The 14124-nt window shown below is 61.0% G+C and carries 14 protein-coding genes; 5 read left to right on the top strand and 9 right to left on the bottom strand.

The window, feature by feature from the left end:
• Nucleotides 1-33: 33 nt before the first annotated feature.
• Together H3028_RS17635 and H3028_RS17630 are read left to right on the top strand one after the other, a co-directional pair.
• Entirely contained in the window at nt 34-435 is a 402-nt protein-coding gene (locus H3028_RS17635) for an MbcA/ParS/Xre antitoxin family protein (RefSeq protein WP_168423809.1), read from the top strand.
• Nucleotides 435-1109, top strand: coding sequence for an RES family NAD+ phosphorylase (locus H3028_RS17630; protein WP_181298524.1), 675 nt, complete (start codon nt 435-437; stop codon nt 1107-1109). The genes H3028_RS17635 and H3028_RS17630 overlap by 1 nt, the downstream gene beginning before the upstream one ends.
• A gap of 15 nt (nt 1110-1124) precedes the next feature.
• Here the strand turns inward: H3028_RS17630 and H3028_RS17625 are convergent, their stop codons facing one another.
• Entirely contained in the window at nt 1125-1796 is a 672-nt protein-coding gene (locus H3028_RS17625; RefSeq protein WP_375154432.1) for a TIGR04211 family SH3 domain-containing protein, read from the bottom strand.
• A gap of 321 nt (nt 1797-2117) precedes the next feature.
• Nucleotides 2118-2426 (bottom strand): hypothetical protein, encoded by a 309-nt coding sequence (locus tag H3028_RS17620; RefSeq protein WP_181298523.1) that lies wholly within the window; start codon nt 2424-2426, stop codon nt 2118-2120.
• A gap of 172 nt (nt 2427-2598) precedes the next feature.
• Between H3028_RS17620 and H3028_RS17615 the strand changes: the two genes are divergently transcribed.
• Nucleotides 2599-2925: a hypothetical protein gene (locus tag H3028_RS17615; RefSeq protein WP_181298522.1), complete on the top strand. Its 327-nt coding sequence runs from the start codon at nt 2599-2601 to the stop codon at nt 2923-2925.
• Nucleotides 2926-2963: 38 nt separating this feature from the next.
• Here H3028_RS17615 and H3028_RS17610 read toward each other — a convergent pair whose 3' ends face one another.
• From H3028_RS17610 to nirB, 4 genes are all read right to left on the bottom strand, one after another.
• Nucleotides 2964-4685, bottom strand: coding sequence for a bifunctional protein-serine/threonine kinase/phosphatase (locus tag H3028_RS17610; RefSeq protein WP_181298521.1), 1722 nt, complete (start codon nt 4683-4685; stop codon nt 2964-2966).
• A 252-nt stretch (nt 4686-4937) separates the two neighbouring features.
• Nucleotides 4938-5750, bottom strand: coding sequence for a formate/nitrite transporter family protein (locus tag H3028_RS17605; RefSeq protein WP_181298520.1), 813 nt, complete (start codon nt 5748-5750; stop codon nt 4938-4940).
• Between the two features lie 103 nt (nt 5751-5853).
• Nucleotides 5854-6231, bottom strand: a complete 378-nt coding sequence (gene nirD, locus H3028_RS17600; protein WP_181298519.1) for a nitrite reductase small subunit NirD — start codon at nt 6229-6231, stop codon at nt 5854-5856.
• A complete protein-coding gene (gene nirB / locus H3028_RS17595; protein ID WP_181298518.1) occupies nt 6231-8789 on the bottom strand; it encodes a nitrite reductase large subunit NirB in 2559 nt (852 codons plus the stop codon). Before nirB ends, nirD begins: the two co-directional genes overlap by 1 nt.
• Before the next feature lie 557 nt (nt 8790-9346).
• On the opposite strand from nirB, the gene H3028_RS17590 reads away from it, so the two are divergent.
• Nucleotides 9347-10216 carry an aldo/keto reductase gene (locus H3028_RS17590; RefSeq protein ID WP_181298517.1) on the top strand — a complete coding sequence of 290 codons (870 nt, stop codon included), beginning with the start codon at nt 9347-9349 and terminating at the stop codon, nt 10214-10216.
• A gap of 161 nt (nt 10217-10377) precedes the next feature.
• Entirely contained in the window at nt 10378-11724 is a 1347-nt protein-coding gene (locus H3028_RS17585; protein WP_181298516.1) for an esterase-like activity of phytase family protein, read from the top strand.
• Between the two features lie 139 nt (nt 11725-11863).
• Here the strand turns inward: H3028_RS17585 and H3028_RS17580 are convergent, their stop codons facing one another.
• From H3028_RS17580 to H3028_RS17570, 3 genes are all read right to left on the bottom strand, one after another.
• Nucleotides 11864-12196: a hypothetical protein gene (locus H3028_RS17580; protein ID WP_181298515.1), complete on the bottom strand. Its 333-nt coding sequence runs from the start codon at nt 12194-12196 to the stop codon at nt 11864-11866.
• 152 nt (nt 12197-12348) lie between these two features.
• Entirely contained in the window at nt 12349-13530 is a 1182-nt protein-coding gene (locus tag H3028_RS17575) for a hypothetical protein (protein ID WP_181298514.1), read from the bottom strand.
• 241 nt (nt 13531-13771) lie between these two features.
• Nucleotides 13772-14059 (bottom strand): hypothetical protein, encoded by a 288-nt coding sequence (locus H3028_RS17570; protein WP_181298513.1) that lies wholly within the window; start codon nt 14057-14059, stop codon nt 13772-13774.
• Nucleotides 14060-14124: the final 65 nt, after the last annotated feature.

The raw sequence follows: 14124 nt of genomic DNA, 5'->3' as shown, positions 1-14124 counted from the left end.
CTGTCCTCAGTGGTGATAACAGCGGAGCCGAAGATGAAACTCGAGCAGGCGGTCAGCAAGCCGGATATAACCTCCCCCGACGCAGGGCGAGTCGCGCTGACGTTTTTCTTCAACCTCATGCGGTTGTGGAATTGCAGCGCCGAACAACAGCGCGTGTTGCTCGGTTCGGTGGGCAATACGACTTACTTTAAATACAAGAAGCTTCCGGAAGTTCGCCTGCCGCGGGATACGCTGGAACGGATTTCCTATCTGATGGGCATCCACAAAGCGCTGCGTATTATTTTCAGCAATCAAACCGAGCGCGCATACGAATGGGTGCACAAGCCCAATGATGCCGCGCCGTTCAATGGTATGAGTGCCCTTGACTACATGCTGGCTGGGCAGGTGGTCGATCTAGCGGATGTACGCCGCTACCTCGACTGGGTGCGCGGCTGATGCAGGCGATTCTGCCAGCCTGGCGGCGGGCGTACCGCATCATCAACAGCTCGTTTCCGCCCTTGGATGTATATGAGGACACGCTTAGCCCGGACGACCTGGAGATCGCCTTCGCGCTGGAAGCCATGACCAACGATCGTCTGCGCGAAGAGGCCGGCTTATTGCAGCGCGTCGCGCCTGGAGATCGGGTCAGCGGACCGGGTTCGACGCCGGTAATGGCCGCCTTTACCCATATCGGCAATGCCAGTCGCTTCAGCGACGGCAGCTACGGTGTCTATTACTGTGCCAGTTCGATAGACGCGGCCATTGCGGAAACCAAGTTCCATCAGGAGCGCTTCTTCGCGGCCACGCGCGAGGCGAATGCCGAGATCACCATGCGCGCCTACGTAAACAAGGTTATGAAACCGCTCATCGACGTGCGCGACATACCCGAGCTGCATCAACCCGATCCGGCCGGCTATGGCAACAGTCAGGCTTTTGCACGCGAGCATCGCGACGGCAAAACCTGGGGTCTGCTTTATCGAAGTGTGCGACTGGAAGGGCACGAATGTGTCGCGGCCTTCCGACCGCACGCGGTCTCGCTGCCGGTGCAGGGGCCCCATTTTCGCTACGTGTGGGACGCCCGTGCGGGCGCGATCACGCACATTCTGCAGATCAGCGAAGTGTTGGTCTGAGCGACCAGTAAAGCCTCAGAACCAGCGGTCGTTACGCTTGCGACCGCGCGTCATCGCCGGAATGATCAGTCCGGCCAGCAAACCCGCGCCTGCGATGCTGCCGCCGTAAACCATGTAACGCATCAGCACTTGATTGTTTTCATCCCCGAGGCGCGCCTGGGCATCGCGCAGCTCCGATTCGGTGGAGGTGAGTGCGGTGTCCAGTGCCTGCCGGCGCGCTTCCAGTTCGTCGATCAAGGCTTTGCGCGAATCGAGCGTCTCCTGCATGCCCTTTACCCGAGCCTTCCAGCTGTCGTCGATGGTGCGCAGCTCTTCGCTGAGCTCGGCAACCTGCTGCTCCAGTTCCGGCAAACGTTCCGCCTGGCCGGGCATTTCTTGTAAATCGGCGCTGCGGATCCAGACCCGGTCGCCATTTTCGCTGCGGACCTGGCTGTAATCGCCCTGTGTGTCGAGCAGTTCGACTTTCTCCCCAGAAGTGAGTGTGCCGACGATGCGATAGCCGTCGGTTGGGCCGCTGCGTACGTAAGTGTTCAGGCTGTCACTGACCCAGCGGTCATTGGTCGCTTGCTGAGCCTGGGCCGGCACGATGACAGCCAGCAGTGTGCCGAACAGCCCGGCACGGAAGGCCCGGCGCTGCGTGGCGGACCCGGAAACGCGGGAAAGAAGGGCAAGAAGATGACGGGATATGAACATGGTGGTCTTCGCGTTGACAAAAAGATGATGCCCGGTGAACGGGCCGAAACATAAGCGGATCCGGAGCTGGGGAGCTCGTCGATTGCATACCCCTGTGGGGCAACAGCCGACATGCCGGATGTGCCGATTGCGAAAGGGAGGATGCATTCTCCCAAGATGGGCATCTGGCCCAGTGGGCCTGCAGACAGGACAGACAGCGTGAAAAGCTGTCGGTTCATTAAATTTTCATCATCCTATGCTGCGGCTGAATCAGCCCTGCAATGGTTTTGCGCCAGGCCCAGCTTCTGCGCACAACCTTGATCAACAGAGGCATCGCTACAACATCTCGACCAGCTGCGCCCGAATCAATAGCTGCTCCTGGCAGAAGCGAGTTTCCAGCGACGCCCGATAATTGGCCCACCAAGCGCGGTCGAGTTCGCAAACCATGACTTCGTAGATGATCAGGTCGTCGTGTACGGCATGGTTGTCGTCTTCGCGCCAGAGCCCGTCCACAGGAGCACGGGTGTAGGCGGTCAGTCCGCCGAACTGCTCCAAGAGCTCGTCGCGGACCTGGGCAAACAGCGTCTTGGGCAGTGCTTGCCCGTGGTTGTCGTAAAGCGGAAGCAGCAGCTGAGTCAGGTACATATCACCGCCCCGGTTGCGTGAGCTTGAGTGTAGTGATCCGACCATCGGTAGAGGCCCTTGGCAACGTCGTGCGGATCAACGGTGCGAACGCAGGCTCCGCTGATAGGCGGAGCCGAATTCGTCGACGAAGCCGGACTCCAACCTGCATAAGAATCCTTGGAGGTAGTCAAAGATGGAAACGCCGAACCACTCGGTCAGCGCGCTGCAAAAAGCCCAGGACATCACGTCACGCTGGTCGGACGGTGAGCTGGGCGCTGAAGAAGCGCAGCGCGGGCTCAAGTCCGTATTCGATCAATGGCAACCCGGTGACCCGGCTACCGAGGCTGAGCGAGTCGCAGAACAATCACTGACCGCCGCACGAATTGCGTTTCAGGATTGGCAGCAGCGCGGCGAGAACTGCGATGAACTGGTCACGCAATTGCGCTGGATTCTCGACCCTTCGAAGGATGGCATTACCGATCCGGCGCTTAACGTCTATGCGCCGCAGCGGCCGGAGTGATGTCCCACTGTTTGGCTGGCAGCTTGCCGTCTACCGTTTCAGCGGAGCAGCAGCACGACTACCGCAAACGCCAACGCCACGGATACGCCTTTCCAGAACATCACCGGGTTGCGCTCCAACAGCGGCGGCCTGGCCTTGTTGAGAAAGGCCTGGTTGGGCTGACGTAACTCGAAGACGAATTCGGACAGGTCCTCGTAGCGTTTGTACGGATCGGGGTGCAGCGCCTTGCGCAGCACATCATCGATCCAGGCCGGTACCGCGCGATCGCGATCGCGGATCGAGCGATAGCTGAGCTTGTTCTGTGCCGCACGGGTGCGGCAGCTTGCCACCCGAGTGCCATAGGGCAGGGCGCCGGTGAGCATCTGATAGGTGATCACCGCCAGCGAAAACATATCCGAGCGGGTGCTGCCACTTTCCCCGAGAAAATACTCCGGTGCCGTGTACTGAACGGTGCCGAGCAGATCGCTGCGCTCGATGGCCGAAGCGATTTCCATGACGCCGGCGACGCGGGTCGAGCCGAAGTCGATGATTTTCACCGTGCCGGTGGCGTCGATCATGATGTTTTCGGGGCGCAGATCCTGATGCAGCATCTCCAGCCGGTGAAAGGCGCGCAGTCCCTTGGCGATTTGCTCGATGATGCCGCGCACCGTTTCCAGATCCGGTCGCGGATTGTCGACCATCCACTGGGTCAGCGTCTGGCCTTCGATAAACTCGCTGACGCTGTAAAGAAAGTTGCGTTTGCGCGTCTGCAGGCACGGCTTGACCACATGGGCGTCGTTGATGCGCCGCGCGACCCATTCCTCAGCCAGAAAACGTTCCAGGTACTGCACGTCCCGCTGCAGGTCGATCGACGGGGTCTTGATGATCACCGGCGTCTGGTTCTCGTTGTCGGTGGCGAGATATACGTGGCTGCGGCTACTGGCATGCACTTCGCGCACGATGGTGTAGCCGTCGAATACGGCCCGCGCCTCGAGAATCGGCGGGAAGGGCAGCTCGGTCAGCTGCTGGTAGAGCTCGTTAGCTTGAGGTGATGGAAGCGCGTCGATGCGCAGGATCTGCACCGTGAGGTTGTCATCGCTGCCCTGGTCCAGTGCCTGGGCGACGATCGCTCGTGCGGCTGCGTCGAGGTCTTCAGCGTTGCGGGCAATGGCACGGAGCATTGATGCCGCGCTGATGTGCTCGTAAACGCCGTCGGTGGCGAGGATGAAGGTATCGCCGACTTCGATGGGCTCGGCGCGGTAGTCCAGATCCAATTGCGGGTGGATGCCCAGCGCCCGGCTCAGGTAACTCGTATCTTCGGAGACCCACATACGATGGTCGTTGGTCAGCTGCTCCAGGGCGTCGCTCAGGACGCGATAGATGCGTGAATCGCCCGCATGGAACAGATGCGCCGTGGTCGACTTGATGACCAAGGCGCTGAAGGTGCAGACGTAACCGCGGTCAGGGTCGAAGCGATAGGGGCTTTGCTGGCTTTGTGCATACAGCCAGGAATTGGTTGCCATCAGCACCCGCTGCGCGGACGTTTTCACCGACCAGGCGTCGGAGGTGCAGTAGTAATCGGCGAAGAAACCGGTGACCGCCGACTCGCTGGCAATATGGCTGACGGCGCTGCTGCTGATGCCGTCGGCCAAGGCAATGGCGATGCCCTTGCTGCTCAGTTGCGGCTCTTTGGGCGTGTAGATGCCGTGGAAGTCCTGGTTGCTTTCCTTGCGGCCTTTGTCGGTGTGTTGGCCCACCGACACCTTGAGTTGGTTGGTCATTTGCTCATGAGGTCGGTGAGTACTTCGACGTGGCTTTCTTGGGGCAAACCGCAGGGTCCTTGAGGGCGATCCGCCGCATTGCATCTGGTACAGCGATCGCCAGCAAGGATTCGGCGCCCCCCCTCGCTCCTACAATAATCGTGGTGCGATGACGCGTTGTTGGAAACGACCGGTCATTCGATCTTGTAGGAGCCAGCTTGCTGGCGATCTGCTTGGCCCCGCGAGCGACCGGCGTTTCTACAAACGTCCGGCTCAGCGCAGCGCTCGCTTCGCGCCGGTCTTGACGTGGGTGGTGTAAAGCGTGAGGCCGGTGAAGGCCAGACCGCCAACCAGGTTGCCCAGCGCGGTCGGGATTTCGTTCCAGATCATGTAATCCATGACCGAAAAGTCACCGCCCATGATCATTGCTGAGGGGAACAGGAACATGTTCACCACCGAATGCTCGAAGCCCATGTAGAAGAACAGCATGATCGGCATCCACATGGCGATCGTCTTGCCGCTGACTGTCGTGGAGATCATTGCACCCACCACGCCCATCGACACCATCCAGTTGCACAGCATGCCGCGTAGGAAAATGGTGACCCAACCGGCCGCGCCGAACTCGGCATAACCCAGGGTCCGGGCTTCACCGATGGTGGAGATTTTTTCGCCGATGACGCCCGGATCGGTTGCAAAGCCTGTGGTGAAGACGAACGCCATCATGAAGGCCACGGTCAGCGCGCCGGCGAAGTTACCGAGAAATACCAGCCCCCAGTTGCGCAGCACGCCGTTCACCGTCACACCCGGGCGTCTGTCGAGCAGCGCCAGCGGGGTCAGCACGAAGACGCCGGTCAACAGGTCGAACCCCATCAAGTACAGCATGACGAAGCCGACCGGGAAGAGCATGGCCCCCACCAGTGGCGAACCGGTTTGTACCGTGATGGAGATGGCGAAGACTGCCGCCAGCGCGAGGATGGCACCGGCCATGAAGGCCCGAATCAACGTATCCCGTGTGGACATGAAGATCTTGGACTCACCGGCGTCGACCATCTTGGTGACGAACTCCGAAGGGACGATGTAGGACATATTCGATTCTCTAAGTTGGCGATCCGGCCCGAACAACGTCGGGTTTATCTTTTCAGCGAGCCCCTCTGCGACTGACGCACACACAAGGGGCTGGCGGTGCTGCTCAGCCCGTGGCGATTTCCACCGCATCGCCGTTAAGGCGCACCGGCCAGACCTGCAGACGTTGTTCGGGGTACTCCAGGCAGGCGCCGTCCTGCAGGCGAAAGTGTTGCTTGTACAGCGGCGAGGCGATTACCAGATCACCGTTCAGCTGCCCGACAATGCCGCGGCCGATGACGTTAGCGCCGGACTTCGGGTCCTTGTTGGCGATGGCGAAAATATGCTCACCGGCCTCGGTATCAGGCAGGTGAAACAGCGCCACCTGCTCGCCATCGAGCCAGGCGACCACGCCTGAATGGGCGACCAGGTCCCGGCGGCTGCACAGCGCTCGCCAGCTGGCAGATTCTCTCGATTGCATGCGTACGGCGTTGGGCTGGCTCATCAGAGCACCTCCTCGGTGACGGGAATCAAATGGAGTTCGGACGCGTGCACCGGACGTCGCTGGCCGCGTTCCTTGACGAAATGAATGTCCGGGTCGCCGCGCTGATCGTTGACGAATGTGCGGAAGCGCTTGAGCTTTTCCGGATCCTTGATGGCGTTGGCCCACTCGCATTCGTAGCGATCGACCACCAGCTGCATTTGCGCCTCGAGCTCGGCAGCGAGATTCAGGCTGTCGTCGATGATGACTTCCTTGAGGTAGTCGAGACCGCCTTCGAGGGATTCACGCCATACCGAGGTGCGTTGCAGTTTGTCCGCGGTGCGGATGTAGAACATCAGGAAGCGGTCGATGTAGCGCACCAGGGTCTCGTCATCGAGGTCTGTAGCGAACAGCTCAGCGTGGCGCGGACGCATGCCGCCGTTGCCGGCGACATACAGGTTCCAGCCGTTCTCGGTGGCGATGACGCCGATGTCCTTGCTTTGCGCCTCGGCACATTCGCGGGTGCAGCCAGACACACCGAACTTAATCTTGTGCGGCGAGCGCAGACCCTTGTATCGGTCCTCCAGGCGTAGCGCCATGCCGACGCTGTCCTGTACGCCGTAGCGGCACCAGGTGCTGCCGACGCAGGATTTAACCGTGCGCAGGGATTTGCCGTAGGCGTGCCCGGTCTCGAAGCCGGCCTCGATCAGCTCGCTCCAGATATCCGGCAACTCGTGCAGCTGGGCACCGAACAGGTCGATGCGCTGGCCGCCGGTGACCTTGGTGTAAAGGTCGTATTTCTTCGCAACGGCGCCCAAGGCGATCAGCTTGTCGGGGGTGATCTCGCCACCGGCGATGCGCGGCACCACGGAGTAGGTCCCGTTCTTCTGCATGTTCGCCATAAAGGTGTCGTTGGTGTCCTGCAGCGGAATCAGTCCCGGATCGGTGATCGGCTGGTTCCAGCAGGAGGCGAGAATCGAGCCCACCGCCGGCTTGCAGAGGTCGCAACCGGTGTGGCCGCGACCGTGCTTGGCCAACAGCTCCTCGAAACTGATGATGCCCTCGACACGAACGATTGCGTAGAGCTCCTGGCGGGTGTGGGCGAAGTGCTCGCAGAGGCTCTTGTCGACTTCCACCCCACGGGCGGTCAGCTCGTGTTCGAAGACTTGCTTGAGCAGGGCCGAGCAGCCACCGCAGCCGGTGCCAGCCTTGGTCGCGGCTTTCAGCTCGCCGAGGTCGGTGATGCCGGCATCGACCTGGCAGCAAACGGCGCCCTTGGTAACGTTGTGGCAGGAACAGATGGTCGCGGTATCCGGCAGGGCGTCGGCGCCCAGCGTCGGTGCGCCATCGGACAGGGGCAGGATCAGGCTGGACGGATCGGCCGGCAACTTGATGCCGTTCTGCGCGTACTGCAGCAGGGTGTCGTAGTAGCTGTTGTCGCCGATCAGCACGGCGCCGATGACGCGCTTGCCGTCCTCGGAGAGCACCAGGCGACGGTAGCTGGCGTTGGCTTCGTCGATAAACCGATAACTCTTGGCACCGGGCGTTGCGGCGTGGGCATCGCCGATGGAGCCGACGTCCACACCGAGCAGCTTGAGCTTGGTCGACATGTCCGCACCGCTGAAGGGCTGGTGCGGCTCGCCGCAGAGCAGGGCAGCCAGGTTGCGCGCCATGGTGTAGCCCGGTGCGACCAGGCCATAAATCATGCCGTTCCACGACGCGCATTCGCCAATGGCGAAAATTGATCGGTCGCTGGTGCGGTAGTCATGGTCGATCACCACGCCGCCGCGCGGTGCGATTTCCAATCCGGCGCTGCGTCCCAATGCGTCCTGCGGGCGAATACCCGCGGAGAACACGATCAGATCGGTCTCCAGATATTGGCCGTCGTTGAAGTTCATCCGGTAGGCGTATTCCTCGCCGATGACGATCTCTTGGGTGGCGCGCGACAGGTGCACGCCGACACCCAGCGCCTCGATACGGGTCTTGAGCGCCTTGCCGCCTTCCTCGTCCAGCTGAACTGGCATCAGGCGGGGGGCGAACTCGACTACATGGGCTTCGAGGCCGAGGGATTTAAGGGCATTGGCCGCCTCCAGACCGAGCAGGCCACCGCCGACCACAACGCCGCGCTTGGCGTTGCTGGCGGCAGCGCGGATGGCGTCGAGGTCGTCCAAGGTGCGGTAGACCAGGCGCGAGTTGCCTTCGGCACCGGGAATCGGCGGCACGAACGGGTAGGAACCGGTCGCCAGGATCAGCTTGTCGTAGGCCTGGCGGCCTTCGATGGTGATCACTTCCTTGCGCTCACGGTCGATCCCCAGCACCTGCACACCGAGGTGCATGCGCACCCCGTGAGCGGCGTAATAATCCGCTTCGCAAAGGGCGAGCGAGTCGGCATCGCGACCGCCGAAGTATTCGGACAGGTGTACGCGGTCATAGGCGCGCTGGCGCTCCTCGCCGTACACGTGCAGCTGGTAATGGCCCAGCGCACCGCGCTCGATCAACTGCTCGACGCAGTGATGACCCACCATGCCGTTGCCGATAACAACCAGCGTTTCAGTCTTGATCGGGGTGACGATTGCGTTCATGGCCTGGTCCTCCGTCGATGCCGATCACGGCGTCGTCGTACAAAAACAAAAAGGCGCCTGGAGCTGTCGTGCAGCTCCAGGCGCCTTTGCCTGGTATTCGTAAGTTTTCGGGGGTGACTGTCCGAGCCTCGTTGCCCGTCGCACCCGCCCCGTGCCGTTTGCGGCTGATGGTCTTCGCTGACCTCGGGAGCCTCTGCCGAATCGCTCGGCAGGTTACTCAGGGCTTAGCAGGTTGCGTGCCAGCGATGTGTGAGGCGTGAGTGCGACGGGCCGATGCCCGTATTTGGTGGGCTGGTGGTGGGCTGAAGCCCGCCCTACAGATCGATTGGATACGTAGGGTGGGCTTCAGCCACCTATGTTCACGAACCACAAGGGTGCGGTATTCGCAAAACGTTCCCTTTTTTGGGGCGATATGCCAAACGTTCTCATCGGGAGCCGACTGACGCTGCCGCACGGCGCCGAACCTTGCGCGCTGGGCTCGGTCAGTACACCACTTCCAGTACTCGGCATGGTTGTCCTTGCTGCTGGCCTCAATCTCTGACGAATCGGGAGATACCTTGAACAAGGTCGTTGAGCAACCCCTCTTGCTGGGCATGATGCGCCTGATGCAATACCCCGAACTGGCGCAGCCACAAGCGCTGCTGGGCTTTCTCGAGCGCTGCGTCGAGCGCGGCCTGAGTGGCTTCGATCACGCCGACATCTACGGCGCCGGCGAATGCGAGGCGCATTTCGGCGCCGCTCTGAAGCTGCGCCCCGCGCTGCGTCAGCAGATTCAACTGATCGGCAAGGCCGATATCGTGCCTGCTTCGCAGGACAGCTCCCGCTGGCAAGTCAAGCACTACAACACCCAGGCGGCCTATCTCACCCTGGCGGTGGAGGGCTCGTTGAAGCGGCTGGGTGTCGAACGTCTGGATGGTTTTCTGTTGCATCGCCCAGACCCCTTGCTGCGGGTCGACGAGGCTGTCAGAGCGCTGGACGATCTGGTCGGCAGCGGCAAGATTGGTTGGCTCGGCGTCTCCAATGCCGAACTGCTGTACTGCCAGGCGCTGGCGCGGGAGCTGCCGCTGCGCTGCAATCAGATCGAACTGTCACTGCAGGCCCAGGCGGCTGCGTGGGATGGGCGGCTGCACGCCATGGAAAGCGAAGGGCTGCACGTGCTGGCCTGGTCGCCGATGGGTGGCGGACGTTTCGGCCCGCAATTGCTGCGGGCGCTCGAAGAGGTCGGCGCAGCGCTGGACGCCACTGCCAATCAAGTCGCCTTGGCCTGGGCAAGCTACCCGGCAAGCCGGTACCGATCCTCGGCAGCCTGCGCTGGGAGCGTATCGAGGAAGCGCTGCTCGGTGCCGAGCTGCAGCTCGACACTCCAACTTGGTTCTATCTTGCGCAGGCGGCGCGAGGGCATGAGGTCGCCTGATGCGCAGTCATGACCGGGCCGCTCGGCGCTTCTCAGTGTGCGGTGACGTCTGGTTGACGGTTGTTCAGCTATAGCCATATTCCTGACACAGTGATTTTATAAGGTGGTTCTCCGGTGCCAGAGTGCCGCGCATGTCGCACGGTGCCGGCTCCAATCGGATGGAGACACTGACTCATGCGAATCCCGAAGCCATTGGTCGTGGCGCTTGCCACGGCAATTTCCACCCCGGTGATGGCCGCCGGCAACACCCTGGTCGGCTGGGCGATGATGCCCGCCGATACCTTTTCAGACGGCCCCACCTCAGGTCAGATGGCCAGCGGCAACCCTTACGGCACTTTCCAGCCGCCTTATGAGGGCCGCCAGCCGGTGCAGGGGTTCTCCGCAGTGTTGCCGGGCGCGAATGAAAACAGCTTCGTGTTCATGACGGACAACGGATTCGGTGGGCAGGGCAACTCTGCCGATACGCTGTTGCGCCTGTACAGCGTGCGGCCGGATTTCCGTACTGCTAATGGTGGCAGCGGCAAGGTCAGCGCAAGTGACTACCTCAGCGGCGCTCCGCTGGCACGTTTCACCCATCCCTCACGTCTCACACTCAACGACATCAACCAGAAGCTCGAGCTGCCCATCCAGGCGGACTACCGCTTTTATTACAACGACGGGTCGAAGCCGCGCGTCGACAGCGCGATCGACTTCGGTCGCCTGCTAACTGGCGCCGATTTGGACATCGAATCGGTGCGTCGCGACAAGAACTGCGCGATGTGGTTTGGCGATGAGTTCGGGCCCTATTTGATCAAGACCGATGCGTCCGGCACCGTTACTCGCAGCGCCATTTCCCTGCCCGGTGTCTACGCGCCGCAGCACGTCGATGTGGTGGCGGGGCGCGCAACGGCAAACCTGGGCGGCTCCGGCGGTTTCGAAGGCATGGCGATCAACCCGCGCGGTGATCGCCTGTACGCGCTGCTGGAGAAAACCGTCAGCGGCGATCCGGCCGGCACCTTGCGCATCAACGAGTTCGATATCGATCAGGAGCGCTACACCGGCAACGTGTTCTTCTACCGGCTGCAGGCGCCCGAGCATGCGATAGGTGACATGACGGCGATCGATGAGACTCGCTTCCTGGTGATCGAGCGCAATGGTGCGACCGCCACCAGCGGCACGCCGTTCAAGAAGATCTATCTGATCGATACACGTGGAGTCGCCACGGGTGGGGCAGTGCATAAGACCGAGGTCGTCGACCTCATGCACCTGGCCGACCCTGATGATCTGAACGGCGACGGACAAAGGACGTTCACATTTCCCTACGTGACTATCGAGAGCGTGCTGCCGCTGGACTCGCGGACCTTGTTGGTCACCAACGACAACAACTTCCCCGGCGGCGGTGGTCGCGAGCTAGCGGCGGATGCCACGGAGTTTCTGAAAATCCGCCTGGCGAAGCCCATTCCGGGCGTTCGCCCGCCGCACCTGCAGCAGGCGAAGGGCGAACGCCGCTGCGCTGTCTCGGGTCCCACGGCTCAGTATTGATGTACCCGGACCGTACTCATTTGCAGCGCCAGCTGTTGAACTATGTCCACCGGGGGCCGGTGAAATGGCCCTGAAATAGTCCGCCCCCAGCAAAGCTGAGGGCGGATAAGGTCGCTGGATGAGCATTCACGCTGCGGTTTTACACATCGAGCCAGCCTTCGTCACCGGCGTCATCGCGGAACATGTTGTACTCGTCTTCGTTCCAGTCACCGCTCTTGTCGCGATCGTAGCTATTGTACAAACCTTGGCCATATTCATCGTCAGATAGCGTGCCGTCTTTGTCCGTGTCCCAGCGAGAGAACAACGTGTCGTTATCGAAGCCGGCATTCCACTCGTTGTAGTCGAGCGCTCCAGACTTATCGGCATCCCACGTGTTGTAGTCCATGTCGGCCGCATAAGCCAAAGTCGAACCACCGACGAGAGCTGTTGCGAGGGCGATACCACCAGCTGCTTTTTGCCACTTAGTGTTCATGCTGCTTCTCCTCTGTAAATTACTGAAGTAGTCATCACCAGAGGATGGCGCTGACATAACTTTTGTAATTAGTCAGCATCGATGGTTCCATCGGATTCCGTTATGTGCGCCAGAATGAAACTGACGGATCCAACTCCGTCAACACCGTGAATTTACTGACCGATCAGGTTGATTGTGTTGTTGATGGGCATGTCTCTGACCGACTGTGCCTGGGCGAGCAGTTGTGAAACCATCGAAAGCACGGCGCCGGATTGCCCGCCAGCGGGGCCCTTGGGAATCCAGTACTGATCGCCGGCGAACTCGGTGCTGACGACCGCATTTCTGGCCAATCCGGTTTTCACACGGATGATGGGCTGCGGCCCGGAGTGTGTCCTGATGGTCGGCAAACTGCGTTTTTCATCCTGCACGCGCACGCATTCACCCAGGTAGTCGAAGACTTCCGCCAGAGAGCGGGTATGCAGCTCCACCTTGCCAACACCCTTCGCTTCGAAGTACACGCGGCCTCCGCCCACACTGCCAAAGAAGTCGGGATCATCCAGCTGAAACTCTTTCCGGCTTTCAAGTTCGCAGCGGGCGCGCTTGAACAGCTTTTCGTGGGGCCGCACGAAGCAGAACCGAGCGCTCTCCACCGCTTCAGTCAGTTGGTAGCGGTTGTTTCCAAGGGCACTGAATGCAAGGTTCTCCTTGCGCGCGGAGACCAGCTGATCGATCGAGGGGGCTTGCTCAAGCTCGAGTACCGGCCCGTAGCGGCTGAGGACCAACGCGGTTTCCATGGTGATGCCCTGGTCCACGAAGCGGTTCACTACCTGTTGGAATCGCTCGAAGTCGCTGACCTTTGATGGATTGTTGTAAAAGCGCTCCGTTCCGTTCGGGCTCTGGATATGCACGCTTTCGAGGAACAGGGAAAGAATCAATTCTGGGGCATGGTCCTGGCGCAACATGAACGCCAACGACGGGGTGCTGATTGGTGCGACGTAGCCCCGGTAGAACTCCTGGTTATCCTGCGTCGAGACATCGAACCCCGGCCCTTGCTCGACGGATACATGCGGATTGAAACTGAAGTCCGATGGTGCCTCGCCACCGAATGGCAGGGTCAAGTTGGCGCCGGCGAAAACACGGCTACGGCCACGGATGGTGGTCACCGTCGTGAAATGCGCTGGCAGCGAAGCGCTACGGCGCACGATGTTCAGCAGTAACGCTTCGTCCTGCAGCCGGCTGTAGTCCTGATTGATCGTCGCCATCGCCGAGGCAAGGCGTTCGGTCCCTACGCAGCCTGCCAAAAGGGTGAGCGAGGCGGCGGCCAGTAGCCGTCCTGCCAGCATCGAGCGGCTCATGTGCATTGCATTCCCGATTCGCTTTCAAGGTGATTGGATAGCGAAGCGGCCAGACCCACCGGACATATTCGCCAACAGAGGAGGCGCATACCTAACGCTACGGAGCTCTGTGAGCTGATGTAGGGATGCGCCTGATCGAGGCGATTACGGCCCTTGCGTCCCATACAAGCGCGCCATGCAGGCAAGTCCCTGAGGATATCTCCATACGAGTGCGGTGCCGCCTGCTTTGCCAAGGTTGCCTCTATTCGAGTTCCCCTGGAGTCGCGGAGTGGTGTGGCGGATCGTCGGTCACCGTTTCCTGCTCGGTGCGATGCATGTTGCGGTTGGGCACCGTGTCGTTCTCCGGCATGCCTTTAACAACGCGACCATCCTCGGTGACGATCTGGCCTTGTTCATTACGGTGGGTTTCAAGCTTTTCCTGTGACGTCGGGGTGCCCATCTGACTCGGCCGTGCGCCGGTATCTTCTCGTGGAGTGCCTGCTGGCCACTGTGCAAAGGCAGATTGGGTGGCGGCTAGCAGTGTAGCCATCGTCAAAGATGCTAGAAGGGATCTGCTCATTACGATCTCCTGTCGATCAGCGTGTGGATGGTGGG

It is taken from the genome of Pseudomonas sp. Q2-TVG4-2 (assembly GCF_013620795.1).
GTDB lineage: Bacteria > Pseudomonadota > Gammaproteobacteria > Pseudomonadales > Pseudomonadaceae > Stutzerimonas.
Note: the sequence above shows the minus strand (reverse complement) of the source record. Positions and strands in the feature narration are given on the sequence as shown.